The organism is Rhodococcus sp. NPDC056506, assembly GCF_042794945.1.
In the GTDB taxonomy this organism is placed as follows: domain Bacteria; phylum Actinomycetota; class Actinomycetes; order Mycobacteriales; family Mycobacteriaceae; genus Rhodococcus_F.
This window is the reverse complement of record NZ_JBHTSW010000007.1, coordinates 16,204-33,035: the sequence shown is the minus strand read 5'-3', so window position 1 is coordinate 33,035 and position 16,832 is coordinate 16,204. Positions and strand designations below refer to the sequence as shown.

Annotated in this window: 13 protein-coding genes; 7 read left to right on the top strand and 6 right to left on the bottom strand. The window is 63.3% G+C overall.

Going from position 1 to position 16,832, the window contains the following annotated elements:
• Positions 1-44: 44 nt before the first annotated feature.
• The gene (locus tag ACFQ6H_RS08985) at positions 45-614 is read right to left on the bottom strand and encodes a hypothetical protein (protein ID WP_378645534.1); all 570 of its coding nucleotides are present in this window, start codon (positions 612-614) and stop codon (positions 45-47) included.
• A 222-nt stretch (positions 615-836) separates the two neighbouring features.
• Between ACFQ6H_RS08985 and ACFQ6H_RS08980 the strand changes: the two genes are divergently transcribed.
• Positions 837-2,411 carry an AMP-binding protein gene (locus ACFQ6H_RS08980; protein WP_042453457.1) on the top strand — a complete coding sequence of 525 codons (1,575 nt, stop codon included), beginning with the start codon at positions 837-839 and terminating at the stop codon, positions 2,409-2,411.
• 24 nt (positions 2,412-2,435) lie between these two features.
• Here the strand turns inward: ACFQ6H_RS08980 and ACFQ6H_RS08975 are convergent, their stop codons facing one another.
• Together ACFQ6H_RS08975 and ACFQ6H_RS08970 are read right to left on the bottom strand one after the other, a co-directional pair.
• Entirely contained in the window at positions 2,436-3,119 is a 684-nt protein-coding gene (locus tag ACFQ6H_RS08975) for a response regulator (RefSeq protein ID WP_317552657.1), read from the bottom strand.
• Positions 3,116-4,768 (bottom strand): ATP-binding protein, encoded by a 1,653-nt coding sequence (locus ACFQ6H_RS08970; protein ID WP_378645532.1) that lies wholly within the window; start codon positions 4,766-4,768, stop codon positions 3,116-3,118. Before ACFQ6H_RS08970 ends, ACFQ6H_RS08975 begins: the two co-directional genes overlap by 4 nt.
• Before the next feature lie 112 nt (positions 4,769-4,880).
• Here ACFQ6H_RS08970 and ACFQ6H_RS08965 point away from each other — a divergent pair, with 112 nt between their 5' ends.
• A complete protein-coding gene (locus ACFQ6H_RS08965; protein ID WP_378645529.1) occupies positions 4,881-5,933 on the top strand; it encodes a Bug family tripartite tricarboxylate transporter substrate binding protein in 1,053 nt (350 codons plus the stop codon).
• A 93-nt stretch (positions 5,934-6,026) separates the two neighbouring features.
• Positions 6,027-7,412: a CitMHS family transporter gene (locus ACFQ6H_RS08960; protein WP_378645526.1), complete on the top strand. Its 1,386-nt coding sequence runs from the start codon at positions 6,027-6,029 to the stop codon at positions 7,410-7,412.
• Between the two features lie 6 nt (positions 7,413-7,418).
• On the opposite strand, the gene ACFQ6H_RS08955 is transcribed toward ACFQ6H_RS08960, so the two are convergent.
• Entirely contained in the window at positions 7,419-8,603 is a 1,185-nt protein-coding gene (locus ACFQ6H_RS08955; RefSeq protein WP_378645523.1) for a nitric oxide synthase oxygenase, read from the bottom strand.
• 235 nt (positions 8,604-8,838) lie between these two features.
• Here ACFQ6H_RS08955 and ACFQ6H_RS08950 point away from each other — a divergent pair, with 235 nt between their 5' ends.
• Positions 8,839-9,999 (top strand): globin domain-containing protein, encoded by a 1,161-nt coding sequence (locus tag ACFQ6H_RS08950; RefSeq protein WP_378448539.1) that lies wholly within the window; start codon positions 8,839-8,841, stop codon positions 9,997-9,999.
• 3 nt (positions 10,000-10,002) lie between these two features.
• Here ACFQ6H_RS08950 and ACFQ6H_RS08945 read toward each other — a convergent pair whose 3' ends face one another.
• Both ACFQ6H_RS08945 and ACFQ6H_RS08940 read right to left on the bottom strand, forming a co-directional pair.
• Positions 10,003-10,749 (bottom strand): FAD-binding oxidoreductase, encoded by a 747-nt coding sequence (locus tag ACFQ6H_RS08945; RefSeq protein ID WP_050656278.1) that lies wholly within the window; start codon positions 10,747-10,749, stop codon positions 10,003-10,005.
• Positions 10,750-10,765: 16 nt separating this feature from the next.
• The gene (locus ACFQ6H_RS08940; protein WP_378645517.1) at positions 10,766-11,944 is read right to left on the bottom strand and encodes an FAD-binding oxidoreductase; all 1,179 of its coding nucleotides are present in this window, start codon (positions 11,942-11,944) and stop codon (positions 10,766-10,768) included.
• Between the two features lie 200 nt (positions 11,945-12,144).
• On the opposite strand from ACFQ6H_RS08940, the gene clpB reads away from it, so the two are divergent.
• The 3 genes from clpB (at position 12,145) to ACFQ6H_RS08925 (ending at position 16,801) form a co-directional block, all read left to right on the top strand.
• Positions 12,145-14,697 carry an ATP-dependent chaperone ClpB gene (gene clpB / locus ACFQ6H_RS08935; RefSeq protein ID WP_230816327.1) on the top strand — a complete coding sequence of 851 codons (2,553 nt, stop codon included), beginning with the start codon at positions 12,145-12,147 and terminating at the stop codon, positions 14,695-14,697.
• 173 nt (positions 14,698-14,870) lie between these two features.
• On the top strand, positions 14,871-15,827 hold the full coding sequence (locus ACFQ6H_RS08930; protein WP_378536087.1) for a hypothetical protein: 957 nt from the start codon (positions 14,871-14,873) through the stop codon (positions 15,825-15,827).
• An 86-nt stretch (positions 15,828-15,913) separates the two neighbouring features.
• A complete protein-coding gene (locus ACFQ6H_RS08925; protein ID WP_378645802.1) occupies positions 15,914-16,801 on the top strand; it encodes a hypothetical protein in 888 nt (295 codons plus the stop codon).
• Positions 16,802-16,832 lie beyond the last annotated feature (31 nt).

Below are 16,832 nucleotides of genomic sequence, written 5' to 3'. Positions count from 1 at the left end.
CAGTTCCCGCTGGATGGAACGCCTACTCGGTGACCTGCAGAGATTCAGCTCGCGAGAGTCGCCGCATTGTCGATCGCGTAAGTCGCCCAGGCTCGGGCGGTGACGACCCCGGCGGGATCGGTGGCGACCAGAGCTACGTCGGTGACGCTCTCGTGGTCCTTCTCGTACGTGGCGAGCACCGTCACGGAGCAGTTCAGATCTGTTCCTACGGAGGTCGCGGTGCAGCGTCCGCGGAACCGGCGAAGCGACGCGGAGCCGTAACGCCGAGCGGCAAAATCGGCAAGCGCAGCAACGGAATCGGTTCCCGCGCCCGCTGTCGGTGCTTCCCGGACGAAAACCGCCGGGGCTTCACGGACGAAGACCTCGGCCACCAGATGCCCGGTCTGATCGTGGTATTCGGTGATCCGCTCGAGCGTCGAACCCAACGATCTCACGGATCCGGTGAGCAGCGCGCCGGGATCGGGGCGTCCGAAGAACACGACGTCCTGCTCGACGACGGACCCGTCGGGTGCGGAGCGCACGGTTCCGTACAACGAGTCGAAATCGGACAGGAGGGTGGTGGCAGCACGGGGAGCAGTTGCCGTGAAGTGGGCGGTACCGAGGTTGGTAGTCATGACACTCTCCGTTGGACGCGACCGAGACGCGGTCGTCTCGGTGGGTACATCGACGCTAACCACCGCTCTGGCGGGTGACGACGGGCTTCCCGCTGATCGGGAGCATTCTCGGATTCGATCGAAGAGGTGGAACCTGTTCCAGTTTTGTGCAATTCTGGATATCGTATCCGTGACCGGGAGCACATCTCGATGACTGCACGCGCCGAGCAGAAGGAAGACCAGATGACAGACGAGTTCGCTGACCTGCACCGACCGGTTTACGGTCCGGACCTGCTCATCACCGCTCTGGAACGCAATCACGACAAGCCCGCGCTGTACCTCGGCGACGTGATCCTCACCGGCGGTCAGATGCGCGATCAGATCAGCTGCTTCGCCCAGGCGCTCGCGTCACTGGGAATCACTCAGGGCACCAGCACCGCAATGCTGTCGAAGAACCGCCCCGAGGTCCTGATCAGCATGGGCGCGACCATGATCACCGGGTGCCGGGCAAGCGCCCTGAACCCGATGGGATCGCTCGACGATCACAAGTACATCGTCGACGACGCCGAGATCGAGACCCTCATCTTCGATCCCAATGCCTTCGAGGAGCGTGCCGCCGAGTTGAAGGCGTCGTCGCCTTCGTTGACCAACGTGCTCTCGATGGGGCCGTCCGAGGTGGGAATCGACATCCTTGCGCTGGCTGCCACGTTCGAGCCCGCGCCGCTGAAGGCAGCGCACGTCGACGCCGAAGACGCCAGCAGCATGGTCTACACCGGTGGAACGACCGGCAAGCCCAAAGGTGTTGTGGGGTCCTTCCGTTCGGGTGCGGCGCTCAATCAGATCCAGATGTCGGAGTGGCAGTGGCCCGAGGACAACCGCTTCCTCATCTGCACGCCCCTCTCGCACGCGGGTGCGGCGTTCTTCATCCCGACTTTGCTGCGCGGCGGCGCGTTGATCGTCCTGCCCGCCTTCGAACCAGGCGCGGTGCTCGAAGCGATCGAGAAGCACAAGATCACGGCAACCATGCTGGTGCCCACCATGATCTACATGCTCATGGATCACCCGGATCTGCCCAAGCGTGACGTCTCGAGTTTGCAGACGCTGTTCTACGGAGCGTCCGCGATGTCTCCGGCCAGGTTGCAGGAGGGCATCAAGAAGTTCGGTCAGATCTTCTTCCAGTTCTACGGTCAGACCGAGTGCGGCATGACAATCTCGGTGCTACGCAAGGAAGAACACCTCGCCGACGATCCGGCTCGCCTCGCCACCTGTGGACGGCCGGTGCCGTGGCTCGACGTCCGGTTGCTCGACGACGACCTGAACGAGGTGCCGCAGGGAGAACTCGGTGAAATTTGTGTCCGTGGTCCGCTGATCATGAAGGGGTACTGGAAGAAGCCGGCCGAGACCGCCGAGGCGTTCCGTGGTGGTTGGCTGCACACCGGCGACATCGCCCGTAAGGACAAGGACGGGTTCATGTCCATCGTCGATCGCAAGAAGGACATGATCGTGACCGGTGGTTTCAACGTGTTCCCGCGCGAGATCGAGGACGTGATCTCGGCGCACCCGTCCGTCGCATCGGTGGCGGTAGTCGGTGTGCCCGACGACAAGTGGGGCGAAGCCGTCAAGGCGTGCGTGGTGCTTCGTGCCGGACTGACCGTGGACACCGAGGAACTGGTCGAGAAGGTGAAGGCAGCCAAGGGTTCGGTTCACGCGCCCAAGAGCATCGACTTCGTGGATTCCCTTCCGCTGACGCCGCTGGGCAAGTTGGACAAGAAGGCACTGCGCGCGAGGTACTGGGAGACCAGCGCCCGCGCGGTCTAGCAACCAGCGTCGTGTAGCGCAGGTTCAGCGCTTCCAGACGTATCGACGCTCCGGGCGGCCCACCACTCCGTATTTCAGCGAGGTGGTGGATCGCCCGGTTTCGTAGAGGTATTCGAGGTAGCGCCTCGCGCTCGCCCGTGAGATGCCGACCCTCTCGGAAATGTCTGTAGCCGAGGCGGGTTCGGTTTCGTCACGCAGTGCTGTCTCGACCAGCTGAAGGGTCTCAGGACTGAGTCCCTTCGGTAGACCCTTGAGGGACGATGCCGCGCTCGCGCCACCGGCCACGCCGAAAGCCTCGTCCACCGCTCGCTGTTCAGCTTCGCCGATGCTGTCGAGGTTCGCGTACGTCGATCGGTACCGCTCGAGACGCTCACGTAGAACCTCGAACGTGAATGGCTTCATCAGGTAATGCACGACGCCGCTGCGCAGTGCCTTCTTGACCGAGCCCGCCTCGCGTTCACTCGTGATGACAAGAACATCCAGCTCCGGTGCCAGCTCGCGAAACGGGGCGATCAGATCGAGTCCGGTGGTGCCGGGCAGGTGGACGTCGAGAAGAACCAGGTCGGGTTGCAACTCACCGACTGCGGTCAGTGCGGCCTCGGCCGAATGGGCAACGCCGCACACTTCGAAACCGTCTATCCGTGAGACGAATCCGCTGTGCACCTTCGCCACCATGAAGTCGTCGTCGACCACCAGTACCCGGATCATGCGCCCTCTCCGTCGTGTAGGACTGCCGTGAAGACAGTCCACTCGATGCCTTCTGCCGAACGAGTGCTCACGGTGACATCACCGCCTCGTCGACGACACGTCAGACGTACCAGCGCCAAGCCGAAACCATGTCCGTCACTCGACTGTCCCTTGGTGCTCCAACCCTGGCCGAAAACCCTGTCGCGATTCTCCGGCGCGATACCGGGGCCGGCGTCTTCTACCCGCACTTCGACGGCGGTGCCACGGTCGCGAATCGACAATCGAACCTTGCGGCGCGAGGCTTCCGGCATCTCACCGACGGCGTCGACGGCATTGTCGACGAGGTTTCCGACCACCGTCACGAGATCTCGCCCGAGTCTGCGGTCCACCGTCTCCAGATGCGTGTCCGACGCCAGCTCGACCGTGACCAACCCCTGTGCAGCGGCGCCTATCTTGGCGATCACGAGTGCGGCGGTGCCGACGTCGGCGATCTTCTCGGTCACGGTCGCACTGACCTGCGCGCGCTCCATGGTCAGACCCTCGACGTAGCCGACCACCTCGTCGTATTCGCCGAGCTGGATGAGGCCGGAGATGGTGTGCAGTTGATTGTCGAACTCGTGGATGTGAGCGCGTAGTGCGTCGGTGCTGGTTTTGGTCACGTCGAGTTCTTCTTCCACGGAGCGCAATTCGGTGCGGTCGCGGAAAGTGGTGACCGAACCGATGGTGCGGCCCTTCGATTCGATCAAGACGGTGTTGAGGACGAGCAGGCGATCGCCGACAAGAACCAACTGATCGGATTCGGTTGTGCCGGAAGTCAGTACACTCTGGAGGCGGTCGTCGAGACCGAGGTCCCGCACCGATCTACCGGCGCTGCCGCGTGGGATGTCGAGGAGTTGGTGGGCACTGTCGCTCATCAGCACCACTTTTCGCTGTGCGTCGAATGCGATGACGCCTTCCTTGAGACCGCGCAGCATTGCTTCACGTTGGCGAACCAGGTCCAGGATCTCGCCGGCTTCCATGCCGAGGGTCTGCCGTTTGACCCTGCGGGCCAACAGGATCGACCCGACGCCGCCGAGCAGTGAGGCCACCGCCAGGTACACCAGGAGATTCGGCGCGGACTGTCCTAGCCGCGTCCAGATCGACGGGTACTCGATGCCGACGATCGCGGTTCCGGTAATCGCTCCTTCACTGCCGAGAATCGGAACGTGCGCCTCGACGGCCTTGCCGGAGGGGGTGTCGACCACACCCGTCCATGACCGATCCTGGGTCTGACGTGCGTCGATGCCGACATCGCCGGGACGCGTCGAAATCACGACACCGCCGTCGGCGTCGGCAAGCGAGACGTAAGTGACGCCAGAGATGGCGCGGACTGAGTCGACAGAACCTTGTAGTCCGGAGCGGAGGCGGGTCTGAGCCTGGGGGAGCAGTTCGCGTACTGCCGGATTGGCCGCGAGCGATTCCGCTGCCGAGAGTGCGCGGCGTCCTTCCTCGCGTTGGAAACTCGCAGACGACTGCGCGAGGGAGAGGGCAGTGACGCACACGAGGACCGCAACGACGATCAGAAGTTGCAGTTCGAGGAGTTGTGTCGCCAGAGTGTGCCGGCGCCGACGCAGTCGCGCACGCAGAGGCAACTTGCGCTCTCGCTCCGCCTGCTCGTTTCCTGAGGACACCAGCCAGACCCTAGCCTTCAGTTCGATGCCGGGAAAGCGGCCGTTCGTGAGCACAATGAGCACAAATCAATTTGCTTTCCCAATGGTGACCCCAGTCACAAAGTGCGTCAGTATGAAACCTGTTCACACATCGGTACCGGCAGACAAGGACAAGGCCATGAGCGCATCGAAGCGGCTGAGCAGGCATATCGCCCTGCTCGGTGCCTGCACGATGACTCTCGTGCTCTCGACCGGATGTACTCCGGTCGAGTCCTTCTTTGCCGGTGGCCGAGCGGGTGAGAGTTCCGAAGAACTGCGCGTACTGGTGCCCTCGGTGGCCGGTGGTGGTTACGACCTGACTGCCCGGACCATGGTGCAGGCACTTGCCGACGAAGGAACCGTCGACGCCGACGTCGTTGTACTGCCCGGATCGGGCGGCATCGTCGGACTCAACCGGTTGGCTCTCGAACGCGGAAACCCCGACCTTCTCATGGTCATGGGACTCGGAGTTCTCGGTTCGCTCGAGATACTGCCGTCCGAGCACACTCTTGCCGACGTGACGCCGATCGCGAGACTGGTCGAAGAACCGGAAGCGCTACTGGTTCCAGCAGATTCACCGTACAAAACTCTCGCCGATCTGACGCAGGCCTGGGTAGCGGATCCGTCGTCGATCTCGATCGGCGGTGGTTCGAGTGAAGGTGGACCGGACGGGTTGTTCCGCCTTCTGTTCGCCCGTGCGGTCGGTGTCGATCCGTCGCGCTCCCCGTACCGCATCTACGACGGCGGCGGAGAACTGCTTCCCGCACTGCTCACCAGGCAGGTCGACGTCGCTGCTACGGGTATCGGTGAGTACCTCGATCAGATTGCGGCAGGCACGGTTCGGGTCCTTGCGGTCAGCTCTCCGGCCCGTACCCCGGCGGTGGATGCGCCCACGATGGCGGAGTCTGGCGTCGACGTCACGTTCACCAATTGGCGCGGGCTCATGGCGCCGCCGGGCCTGACGGACGATCAGCGTCAGCACTTGCAGAATTTGGTGCGGGATCTGGCGGCAAGCCCGCGGTGGAACGAGCTGTCTCGCCGAAACGGTTGGAACAGTGCAGTTCTCACCGAACCCGAGTTCTCCGCATTCCTCACCGATCAATCCCGGTTTGTCGACGCAACACTCGATCCGCCCGGCATCAACTAAGCACAACCGAAGTTTCGTTTCACCTCCACGAAGGTCACCGGCTCGATTTGCCGTGCCGTTTTTCTCGGCAATTCAGCACAAAAGGAGTTCATCATGCTCGTCACACTCGGCTTCCTCATGGTTGCGGTGTTCATGTTCCTGATCCTCACCAAACGCGCGACCCCGGTGGTGGGACTCACTCTGGTTCCGGTGGCCTTCGGACTACTTGCCGGGGCCGGCCTCGGAATCGGCGACATGATCACCGACGGCATCAAGTCGCTCGCACCCACCGCGGCGCTGTTGTTCTTCGCGATCATCTTCTTCGGAATCATGATCGACGTCGGACTCTTCGATCCGCTGGTCAAGCTCATCCTGCGGATGGTGCGTGACGATCCGATGCGGCTCGTGGTCGGAACCGCAGTGCTCGCGATGGTTGTCTCCCTGGACGGCGACGGTTCGACGACCTTCATCATCGTGACCTCCGCGATGCTCCCGCTCTACCTCAAACTCGGCGTCAGTCCCGTCGTCCTGACGGTGATCGCCGGCCTGTCCAACGCGACGATGAACATCATTCCGTGGGGTGGCCCGACCGTCCGGGCCGCGAGCGCGCTGGGACTCTCACCTTCCGACGTCTTCGTCCCGATGGTGCCGTCGTTGATCGTCGGACTGATCATGGTGCTCGGGTTCGCGATTCACCTCGGGATCATGGAGCGCCGAAGGATCGGGACTTTGGTCCTGACTTCTGAGCGCATCCTCGAAAAGGTCGGAAACGGTGGAAGTTCCAGCACCGGAAGCGCCGGCGCCGGCGGCTCGAACGAGCCCGAAGACGACGGCGGCGACACCGGACGCTTCATCGACGGACTTGCCCCCGGGCGTGACACCTTGCGGCCGAAACTCCTGTGGTTCAACGCAGCGCTGACGACGATCCTTCTGGTGGTCCTCGTGATGGACATCCTGCCCATTCCGGTCCTCTTCATGATCGCGTCGTCGATCGCCCTCGCGGTCAACTTCCCGGCGGTCAAGGATCAGGGTGAAGCAATCGCACGCCATTCGTCGAGCATCGTCTCGGTGGTCGCGATGGTGCTGGCAGCAGCCGTGCTGACCGGCGTTTTCCAGGGAACCGGCATGGTCGAGGCAATGGCCGAGTGGCTGCTCCAGGTAATTCCGGACGCGATGGGCCCGCACCTCGCCGTCATCACGGGCGTCCTGAGCATTCCGCTCACGTTCTTCATGACCAACGACGCGTTCTACTTCGGTGTGCTCCCGGTGCTGTCCGAGACGGCAGCGCAGTACGGAATCGAGCCGGTGGAAATGGCACGTGCGTCGATCACCGGGCAGGCAGTGCACATGCAGAGCCCGCTGGTCCCGGCGATCCTGCTCCTGGTCACACTCGCCGGTGTGTCACTGGCGGATCACCACAAGAAGGTTCTGTGGCGAGCCGGCCTGATCTCGATCACGATGCTCGTGGTCGGCGTCGGATTGGGGCAGATCCCCTTCTGAGCACGATCAGTTGTGGAAAGGGCACCGGCCTTGGTCGGTGCCCTTCTTCTTTGTCACGAAGTTGGGCCGGATGTCGAGATCGGGCTCGTCGTACAGGCGGTGGAACGTCGGCGTGAGCGAGCTGGACATGGGCGGGTTCACCCATGACCAGTCGGTGGGGCACTTGCGCCCGGCCTTGTCCTCACGCGCGATGTGATCGATGAATTGCTTTGCGACAGTGTGGTGATCGACCATGATGACGCCGGCCTTGCGGTAGCTGTGAATAACTGCGCGGTTCAGTTCGACCAGTGCGCGGTCCTTCCAGAGCGTGCGGTCGTGGCTCATGTCGAGCTCCATCATCGCTCCGATGGTGGGCAACATGTTGTAGCGATCGCCGTCGCTGAAGTTACGGGCGCCGACCTCGGTGCTGACGTACCAACCGCTGAACGGCGTGCAGGGGTACACGATTCCGCCGATGTCGAGGTTCATGTCCGAGACCGCGGGCACGGCATGCCATTTAAGCCCCAGATCAGCGAACCAGCTGTATTCGGGATGCTCGATCTCGACCTCGAGAACGAGGTCGGCCGGGACGTCGAAGTACTGCAGGGGTTCGTCGGGAACCGAAATCAGTACGGGGAGAACATCGAACGGCGTACCCGCACCCTTCCATCCCATCGCGGTGATCTGAGCGGTCAGATCGACGTGCCACGGGTCGCCCAGGATGGTGCCGTCCGGCTGCCGGTATCCGGCGTAACGGATCAGTTGCGGGCTCAGGATGCGGTACTCCTGACCGTCCTCGCGGGGGAGCGGCCCGACTGTCACGACCGACTGCAGAGCGCCGCCGTTGGTCGACATTCGCAGGTGCTCCCAGCACGCTTCTGCGAGAGCAGAAGCAGTGACCGCGTCGCGCGCGTCGATGAGTTTGAGGGTCCGCCAATGCGCGCGACCGACGCACCTGGCGTGGTTTCGCCAGGCGAGTTTGGCGCCGACGAGCAATTCCTCCGCTGTGTGCGTGTAGGTACCGGTCCGATGGAGCTCACGCAGGGCTTCGCGCCGCCGAGACGTCGGGAGGTGGCCCAGTTCCGGAGAGTCGAAAAATTCGACGCACTCGAGTTCCCGACGTTGAAGATCGGTCAGCGTCGGGGTAGTGGAGGCGATCTGGGACGTAAGCCCGCTATCGGTGGGCAATTCGTCCTGTCGAACAAAATCCACGGCACGACTCCTGTTTGGCTGGTTGAGATTTCGCTGAACGTTAGCTCGGCGATCGAGAGTGTCGAAGCTCTTGTTTATCTTGCACGCAAGAATAAGAAAGGGACGGTCACACCGCGAAATGGGGTCGCATTGTGACACTTGTCCAGAATGATTTACGAGTCAGACATTTGTGACATAAGCTGCAGACGAAATTCCGCGGCGGGTCTTGCCGCGTCTAGTCGGGACGAGGATGAGCGTGGATTCGCAAGCAATTTCTCTGGTCCGGTCGAGCTTCAAATCCGTCGCTGCGGTAGAAGATGGTCCGGAACGGCTCGCCCGTACCTTTTATTCGATTCTGTTCGCTCGATCGCCCGAAACCCGTGAGTTTTTTCCGGCAGCGATGGATGTGCAGCGGGATCGGCTCGTCAGCGCTATCGCTCACGTCGTCGAACGTCTCGACGAGTCCGACGCGATACTCGAGTACCTCGCGCAGCTCGGCCGCGATCACCGTAAGTACGGAGTCACCGACGAGCACTACACGGCCGTCGGCAATGCCTTGATCGAAGCGCTCGAGACGTTCGGGGGTGCCGAACTGTGGACAGACGAGGTCGACAGCGCGTGGCGTAACGCGCTCGCGATCATCTCGGCAGCGATGATGGACGCCGCCAACGCCGAGGACGGTCCGCCCGCCTGGAGTGCCACCGTCATCGAATGCCGCCCGGTCATCAAGGGCGTCGCCGTCGTCAGGCTGCAACTCGACCAGACGATGGAGTACCGCGCCGGTCAGTACGTCAGCGTGCAGGTCGCCGCGAGGCCGCGCATGTGGCGCTACCTCTCACCGGCCACGCCGTACGACGGAACCGGAATCCTCGAGTTCCACATCCGTCAGGTCACCGGCGGTTGGGTCAGCCCGGCGATGGTCAACCAGACCGCCGTCGGCGACACCTGGGTGGTCGGCTCTCCGATCGGTGCTCTCGGGATTCCGGAGAACTCCAAGGACCTGCTGATGATCGCGTCGGGAACCGGTGTCGCGCCTCTTCGCGCGCAGATACTCGAGCTGATCCGACGCGGAAACACCCGCAAGGTTCATCTGTTCTATTCCGGCCAGAATCCGTGCGATCTCTACGACCTTCCACACCTGTGGAAGTTGGCCGAGAAGCACCCGTGGCTCACCATCGTTCCCGTCTCCGAAGAGGACGAGAATCCGTGGTGGCACACCGAAGCGGAACCACTGCCGCCGATCGGCATGAAGCGCCGCATCACCGGCAAGGTCGGAAAGGTCGTGACCTCGTTCGGGGACTGGGCGGGCTACGACATTCAGCTCGTCGGCAGCGAATCCATGGTCAACAGCACCAAATTCAGGCTTCGTGCAGTGGGGATCGACGTCGACACCGTCCGCAACGACCCGACGTACTGACCGTCAGTACGGGTCGAACTGAATGACGTCGGCCGGGGTGCCGGCCTCGATCAACCGATCACGCGTCGATCGAACCATGGCCGCTGATCCGCACACCAAGACCTGATGTTCGGTGAACGCACCGTACGACGCGACGACGTCGGCGAGCGTGCCTTCGATGAGGTGGTCGTCGCCGAATCCGATGTCGACGTTCAACCGGTCGAACCATCCGTCGGGCGGGCCGCCGTCTGAGAGATCTTCGACGACGGGAATCGGCTGCAACCACGGAAACTGGTCGGCGAGCAGCCACAGCATGTCCGCTGCGTAGAGATCACGAAGCGTTCGGCCGCCGAAGAAGAGGTAGACCTGCGGCGGGTTCGGGGTCTGAGCCAGATCGAGAATGATCGAGCGAAGTGGAGCCAAACCGGTTCCGCCCGCCACCATGATGACGGTGGGGCCGTTCTCGTCGACCGACAGATTGCCGCGCGGGTCGAGTATCTGCCAGACGTCACCAGGCTGGGTGTCCTTGACTATCGAACCGCTGACCCAACCTCCGGGAACCGTCTTGACGTGAAACTCCAACTTCCCGTCGTGTGAGGGAGGCAGGGCGGGGGAGAGTCGGCGGAGCAACCGCGAATTCTGCGGAACGCTGACGTCGACGTACTGGCCGGGGCGGAACGGGACGACGTCGCCGACCAGACGGACAACCGCCAGATCCTCACGGAGGCGGTGATGTTCGACGACTGTGCTCGACCAGGTTCGCTGGGCCATGAAAGTTCTCCTGTAGTCAGTAGAGCGGGTCGTGCCGGATCTGGTCGAGCGGAGTTCCGCCGGCACGCAAGGCGTAGACGGTCGTCTTGATCATCGACGGTGACCCCGAGATCTGCACCTGGCGGTCGGCCCACGAGCCGAACTGCGAGACTACTTTTCCGATCGGTCCGATCAGTCGGCTGTGCATTCCGAAGGGGGGTTCGAGTACCGGTCCGTTGTGCCACCAAGGGTTTTCGGGTTCTTCGGACACCGGTACGACGGTCAACCACGGATTGCTGAGCGAGATGTGCCAGAGCGTTTCGAGGTCGTAGAGGTCGCACGGATACCGTCCGCCGACGAACAGGTGCACGCGCGGATTGTTCGCGCGCTGAGACATTTCCATCACCTGGGCTCGCAGTGGGGCGATGCCGGTGCCGGAGCCGATCATGAGAACGTCGCGGTCGCTGGTGAAGTCGACCTCCAAGCCGCCGAGGGGAGTGGACATGACCCAGCGGTCACCGACATTGGTTTCACCGACGATCGCCGGGCTGACCCATCCTCCCGACACCTTGCGGATGTGGAACTCGAGCTGACCGAAAGGGTTGGTCGGAATCGCCGGCGAGTAGTACCGCCACATCTTCGGGCGTTGGGGAATCTGAACGCCGAGGTATTGCCCCGCCCCGTACGGAATGGGTGGGTCGGCTTCGAGGCGCACTATCGCCAGATCGTCGAGCACTCGTTCGTGGCTGACCACGGTTCCACCCCAGAGCGCCGGGGACGTGTCGGATTCGGCGCCGTCGGCCATCGTGCTGACGACGAGGTCGGTGAACTGAGACCAGGCATCCTCCAGTTCCGGTGTCCACTTGTAGCGACTGTGCGCGCTGGTTCCGTACATCGACCGAACCGCGCGCTCGAGTGCAACACCGGCAGCCTCGTAGTGCTCACGCTCGACGCCGTAGCGACGATGATCGCGGCCGAGTTGGGTGAGGAACTTCCGGATCCGACGATGCTGGGGGAGGTTCTTGACGACGAACTCGATCGCTCTGAAGAAACGGTGCCCCTGCGACTCCATCCCGGCCGGGAACAATGAGCGGTACAGAGGATGTTCCGCAAAGAGGCCGGTATAGAACACGGCCGAGAAGTGCGCACGGCTCTCTTCGTCGTCGGTCAGAGAATCGAGGCTGGATTGCAGACGGGCAATCACTGTCGGATCCAATCCATCCCCCTTTCACACCAGCTGCAACTCTCGCCACAATTCTAGTACGGCTGAAAATGTGACCTACGAAACCAACTCGGCCTGGCGAAAACAAACTTGAGCGGAATAGACTCAAGTTTGTCCGCGTTGAGCATATTGACACAGTCGCAATACCAACCGGTCGCGGCTCTTCCCGTTCGACTTCGCCAGAAAGGTGACAAGTGGACTCGTTCACACCAACAACCAAGACCCAGGCTGCGATGACGGCTGCACTGCAGTCGGCGTCGTCGGCGGGTAACCCCGATATCCGGCCTGCCCATCTGCTGGTCGCATTGCTCGACCAGACCGACGGCATCGCTGCCCCACTACTCAAAGCTGTAGGCGTCGACCCCACCGTCGTACACCGAGAAGCGCAGGCAATCGTCGATCGCCTGCCCAAGACAACCGGCGCAAGCTCCACTCCGCAACTCGGGCGTGAGGCACTCGCGGCACTGACCGCTGCTCAGCACCTCGCCACCGAGATGGACGACGAGTACGTCTCCACCGAGCACGTCCTCTACGGACTGGCCGGCGGCGACTCCGACGTCGCACAGTTGCTCGTGCGCCACGGCGCCACCCAGGACGCACTGCGTGAAGCCTTCACCACCGTCCGTGGCAGCGCTCGCGTCACCAGCCCGGAGCCCGAAGGCACCTACCAAGCGCTGGAAAAGTACTCGACCGACCTCACCGAAGCCGCACGAAGCGGCAAGCTCGACCCGGTGATCGGTCGCGACACCGAGATTCGTCGTGTCGTGCAGGTGCTCTCGCGTCGTACCAAGAACAACCCGGTACTCATCGGTGAGCCCGGCGTCGGCAAGACCGCGATCGTGGAGGGCCTGGCCCAACGCATCGTCGCGGGTGACGTCCCGGAATCGCTGCGAGGCAAGACCGTCGTGTCCCTGGACCTCGGGTCCATGGTCGCGGGCGCCAAGTTCCGCGGTGAATTCGAGGAGCGCCTCAAGGCTGTCCTCGACGACATCAAGAACAGCGCCGGACAGGTCATCACCTTCATCGACGAGCTGCACACCATCGTCGGCGCCGGTGCCACCGGTGAATCCGCGATGGACGCAGGCAACATGATCAAGCCGATGCTCGCCCGCGGTGAGCTGCGGCTGGTCGGTGCCACCACGCTCGAGGAATACCGCAAGTACATCGAGAAGGACGCCGCACTCGAGCGTCGCTTCCAGCAGGTGCTCGTCGGCGAGCCCTCGGTCGAGGACACCATCGGCATCCTGCGCGGCCTCAAGGAGCGCTACGAGGTGCACCACGGCGTGCGCATCACCGACTCCGCGTTGGTGGCTGCTGCCGCGCTGTCGGACCGCTACATCACGTCGCGGTTCCTGCCGGACAAGGCCATCGACCTCGTGGACGAAGCCGCATCGCGACTTCGCATGGAGATCGACTCGCGACCCGTCGAGATCGACGAGGTGGAACGCACTGTTCGCCGACTCGAAATCGAAGAAGTGGCACTCGAGAAGGAAACCGACGACGCGTCCAAGGCACGGCTCGAGAAGCTGCGTCAGGAACTCGCCGACGACCGCGAAAAGCTCAATCAGCTCAGCACCCGCTGGCAGAACGAAAAGCAAGCCATCGACTCGGTGCGCGTGCTGAAGGAACAGCTCGAAACCCTGCGAGGAGAGTCCGAACGCGCTGAGCGTGACGGCGATCTGGGCAAGGCAGCCGAGTTGCGCTACGGCCGCATCCCGGCGCTCGAGAAGGAACTGGAAGAGGCAGCAGCCGCTTCCGGAGCTGCCTCCGACGGTGACGTCATGCTCAAGGAAGAGGTCGGGCCCGACGACGTCGCAGACGTGGTCGCAGCCTGGACCGGAATCCCCGCCGGCCGGATGATGGAAGGCGAAACCGAGAAGCTGCTCCGCATGGAGTCCGAACTCGGCAAGCGGGTAGTCGGGCAGACCGACGCCGTCGTCGCCGTCTCGGATGCGGTCCGCCGCGCCCGAGCAGGTGTCGCCGACCCCAATCGGCCGACCGGTTCCTTCCTGTTCCTCGGCCCGACCGGCGTCGGTAAGACGGAGCTCGCCAAAGCCTTGGCGGACTTCCTCTTCGACGACGAGCGCGCGATGATCCGCATCGACATGAGCGAATACGGTGAGAAGCACTCGGTGGCCCGACTCGTCGGTGCCCCTCCGGGATACGTCGGCTACGAAGCCGGCGGCCAGCTCACCGAAGCAGTTCGGCGACGCCCGTACTCGGTGGTCCTCTTCGACGAGGTCGAGAAGGCACACCCCGACGTGTTCGACGTCCTGCTCGCAGTGCTCGACGAAGGCCGACTCACCGACGGTCAAGGCCGCACGGTGGACTTCCGCAACACCATCCTGATCCTGACCTCCAACCTGGGATCCGGTGGAACACGTGAGCAGGTCATGGACGCGGTACGCCACGCGTTCAAACCCGAGTTCATCAACCGTCTCGACGACGTCGTTGTCTTCGACTCGCTCTCCGAAGAGCAGTTGGAGCACATCGTCGACATCCAGCTCGAGCAGTTGCAGAAGCGTCTGGCTGCGCGTCGTCTCACCCTCGAGGTGAACGGTGCGGCCCGGATGTGGCTTGCAGTGCGCGGCTACGACCCGCTGTACGGCGCTCGGCCTCTGCGTCGACTTGTTCAGCAGTCGATCGGCGACCAGCTCGCCAAGCTGCTCCTGGCCGGCAAGGTCCAGGACGGCGACACCGTGCATGTCGGTGTCAGCGAGGACGCGGATCAGTTGGTTCTCTCCTGATCGGTTCTGCCTCGATTCGGTAAGCGAAATGCCCCGTCGATCCAAGTGGATCGGCGGGGCATTCGCTTTTTGTTCTACCCTGGATGGCTGGATGCTCGAACTGGGGAAGTCTGCACCCGCGCCTCTCCGAACGACTTCGACGCTCTTTCGTCCTAACCGAAGGTGAGCCAGGCATGACCGATCAGAACGATCCGCGCAATTCGGGTGGGCCGCGCCGTGAGGATCCCGAGGCGACCGAGGTGTGGGGGCGTACGCCCGACCAGCCGACGGAGCAATACGGGACGGTGTCCGGCCCGTCGAATCCGAACCAGCCGACGGAGTATTTCGGTCAGCAGCCGGGGGCAGAGCAGTATCCGGGGGCACAGCAGTATCCCTACGGTGGTCCGGATCAGAACACGGAGTACTTGGGTCAGCAGGGGCAGCAGCCGAACCCCACTCAGGCCTTTCCCGCCTACAACCCGCAGTTCGATCCGCAGGCACCGCCGCCCGGTGCGACGCAGGCTTATCCGCCTTACACGGCCCAGCAGTACGGGAACACGCAGCAGTACGGAAATACACAGCAGTACCCGGTTGCCGGTGGTGGCGGCGGGGTTCCGCCGGAACAGCCGTTCATCGAAGACGGGTCGCCCGGCGGCGGTAAGAAGCGCAAGCTCGGGACGTGGGTGGCCGCCGGCGTGGTCGGGATCCTGGTCGCCGTGATCGCGATCATCGCGTTCTCGGCGTTCGGCTCGAACGACAAGGGCACCCAGACCGCTTTCGTCCCCCCGACCACCACGACGCAGGCACCGACCACCACACCGCCGAAGGCGAGCACCACGGCGCCGACTCCGACGACGGATTCCCCGCTCAGCCAGCTTCCGGGCGGGCTCGGCGAAGTGATCGGTGACGCCGGGGGAGCCGTCGGCACCGTGAAGTCGAACGACGGCGGCACGTTGGTCATCGATTCGATCGGAGGCTCGCAGGTGACGGTCCTGACCACCTCGGACACCACGCTCATCGCGCTCAACCGCGCGACCATCGCCGATCTGCAACCGGGAGACAACATCGTCGTCGACGGAACTCCGGTGGAGAACGGCACGATGACCGCGAACACGATTCTGAGCACGTCGTTGCCGAAGTTCGGCAACTGAGTCGTTCACGACACATCGGGCGAGTCCACCAGGGTGTCGCGGGAGGTTGAGGCCGTGAGTCGCTACCCTGGAGGGTGATGACTGGAATGTGGTTCGGACTGGCAGTAATTGCACTCGCAGGCGCGGGTGCGCTTCTGTACGTCGACAGGACGAGGCGAGATCAATCGGGGCGAGTGCGCCAGATCTGGGCAAAGGCGCAGGGCTACACGTACACGGCCACTGATGATCAGCTGGCAGGCGAATGGCACCGCGCGGTCATGGCCAAGCAGGACTACCTGACTGCCACCGACGTCGTCCGAGGCCGCCGTCGCGGAGAGCAGTTCGTGCTGTTCGACCTGGAAGAGACCGCAACCATCGTGGCCGTTCGCCGCGAGATCGGGTCGGACGTCGACATCGATCTTCGGTTGAAGTCGACGGCTCCGCCCAAGGACGGCGACCTGAACCTGCTGGGTGCGATCGGTTCCCGGGTGGTTTTTGCAACGGACCTCGAGATTGCTCGTCGCGTCTGTGATCAGCGCATGGTGGCGTTCACCGAATCGGTTCCGCCGTCGATCAGCATGCTGTGGAGCGAAGGGCAGTGGACGCTCGGTTCGCTCCCGGTGACCAGCAACGGCCGGGATTGGGACGCTGCAATCGAGTCGGTTGCGCGCCTGTCCGGCATTTTGCACGTACTGCCCCCGGTCACGGATCCCAACGAACTCGAGGTCGATCACGATCCGAGCCGCCCGCGGCCGGGCGCCGAGAAGTCTCGCCCCACTCCTGATCCGGTAGAGCAGCCCCGTACGCGTCAGGAGCAGCCGCCTCGTGAAGCTGCGCCGCGTGAATTTTCGCCGCGTGAGTCTGCATCGCGTGAGTCCGGACCGCGTGAAACTGCGCCACGTCAGGACCAATCGCTGCGCAAGCCCGAGGCGGCTGACAAACCGGCTCAGCGTCCGGCGTCGCAGCGCTCGGGCACAATTCGTCCGGTCGACTGACCTTTAAGGTTCCCGTCCAGTAGCAATAACC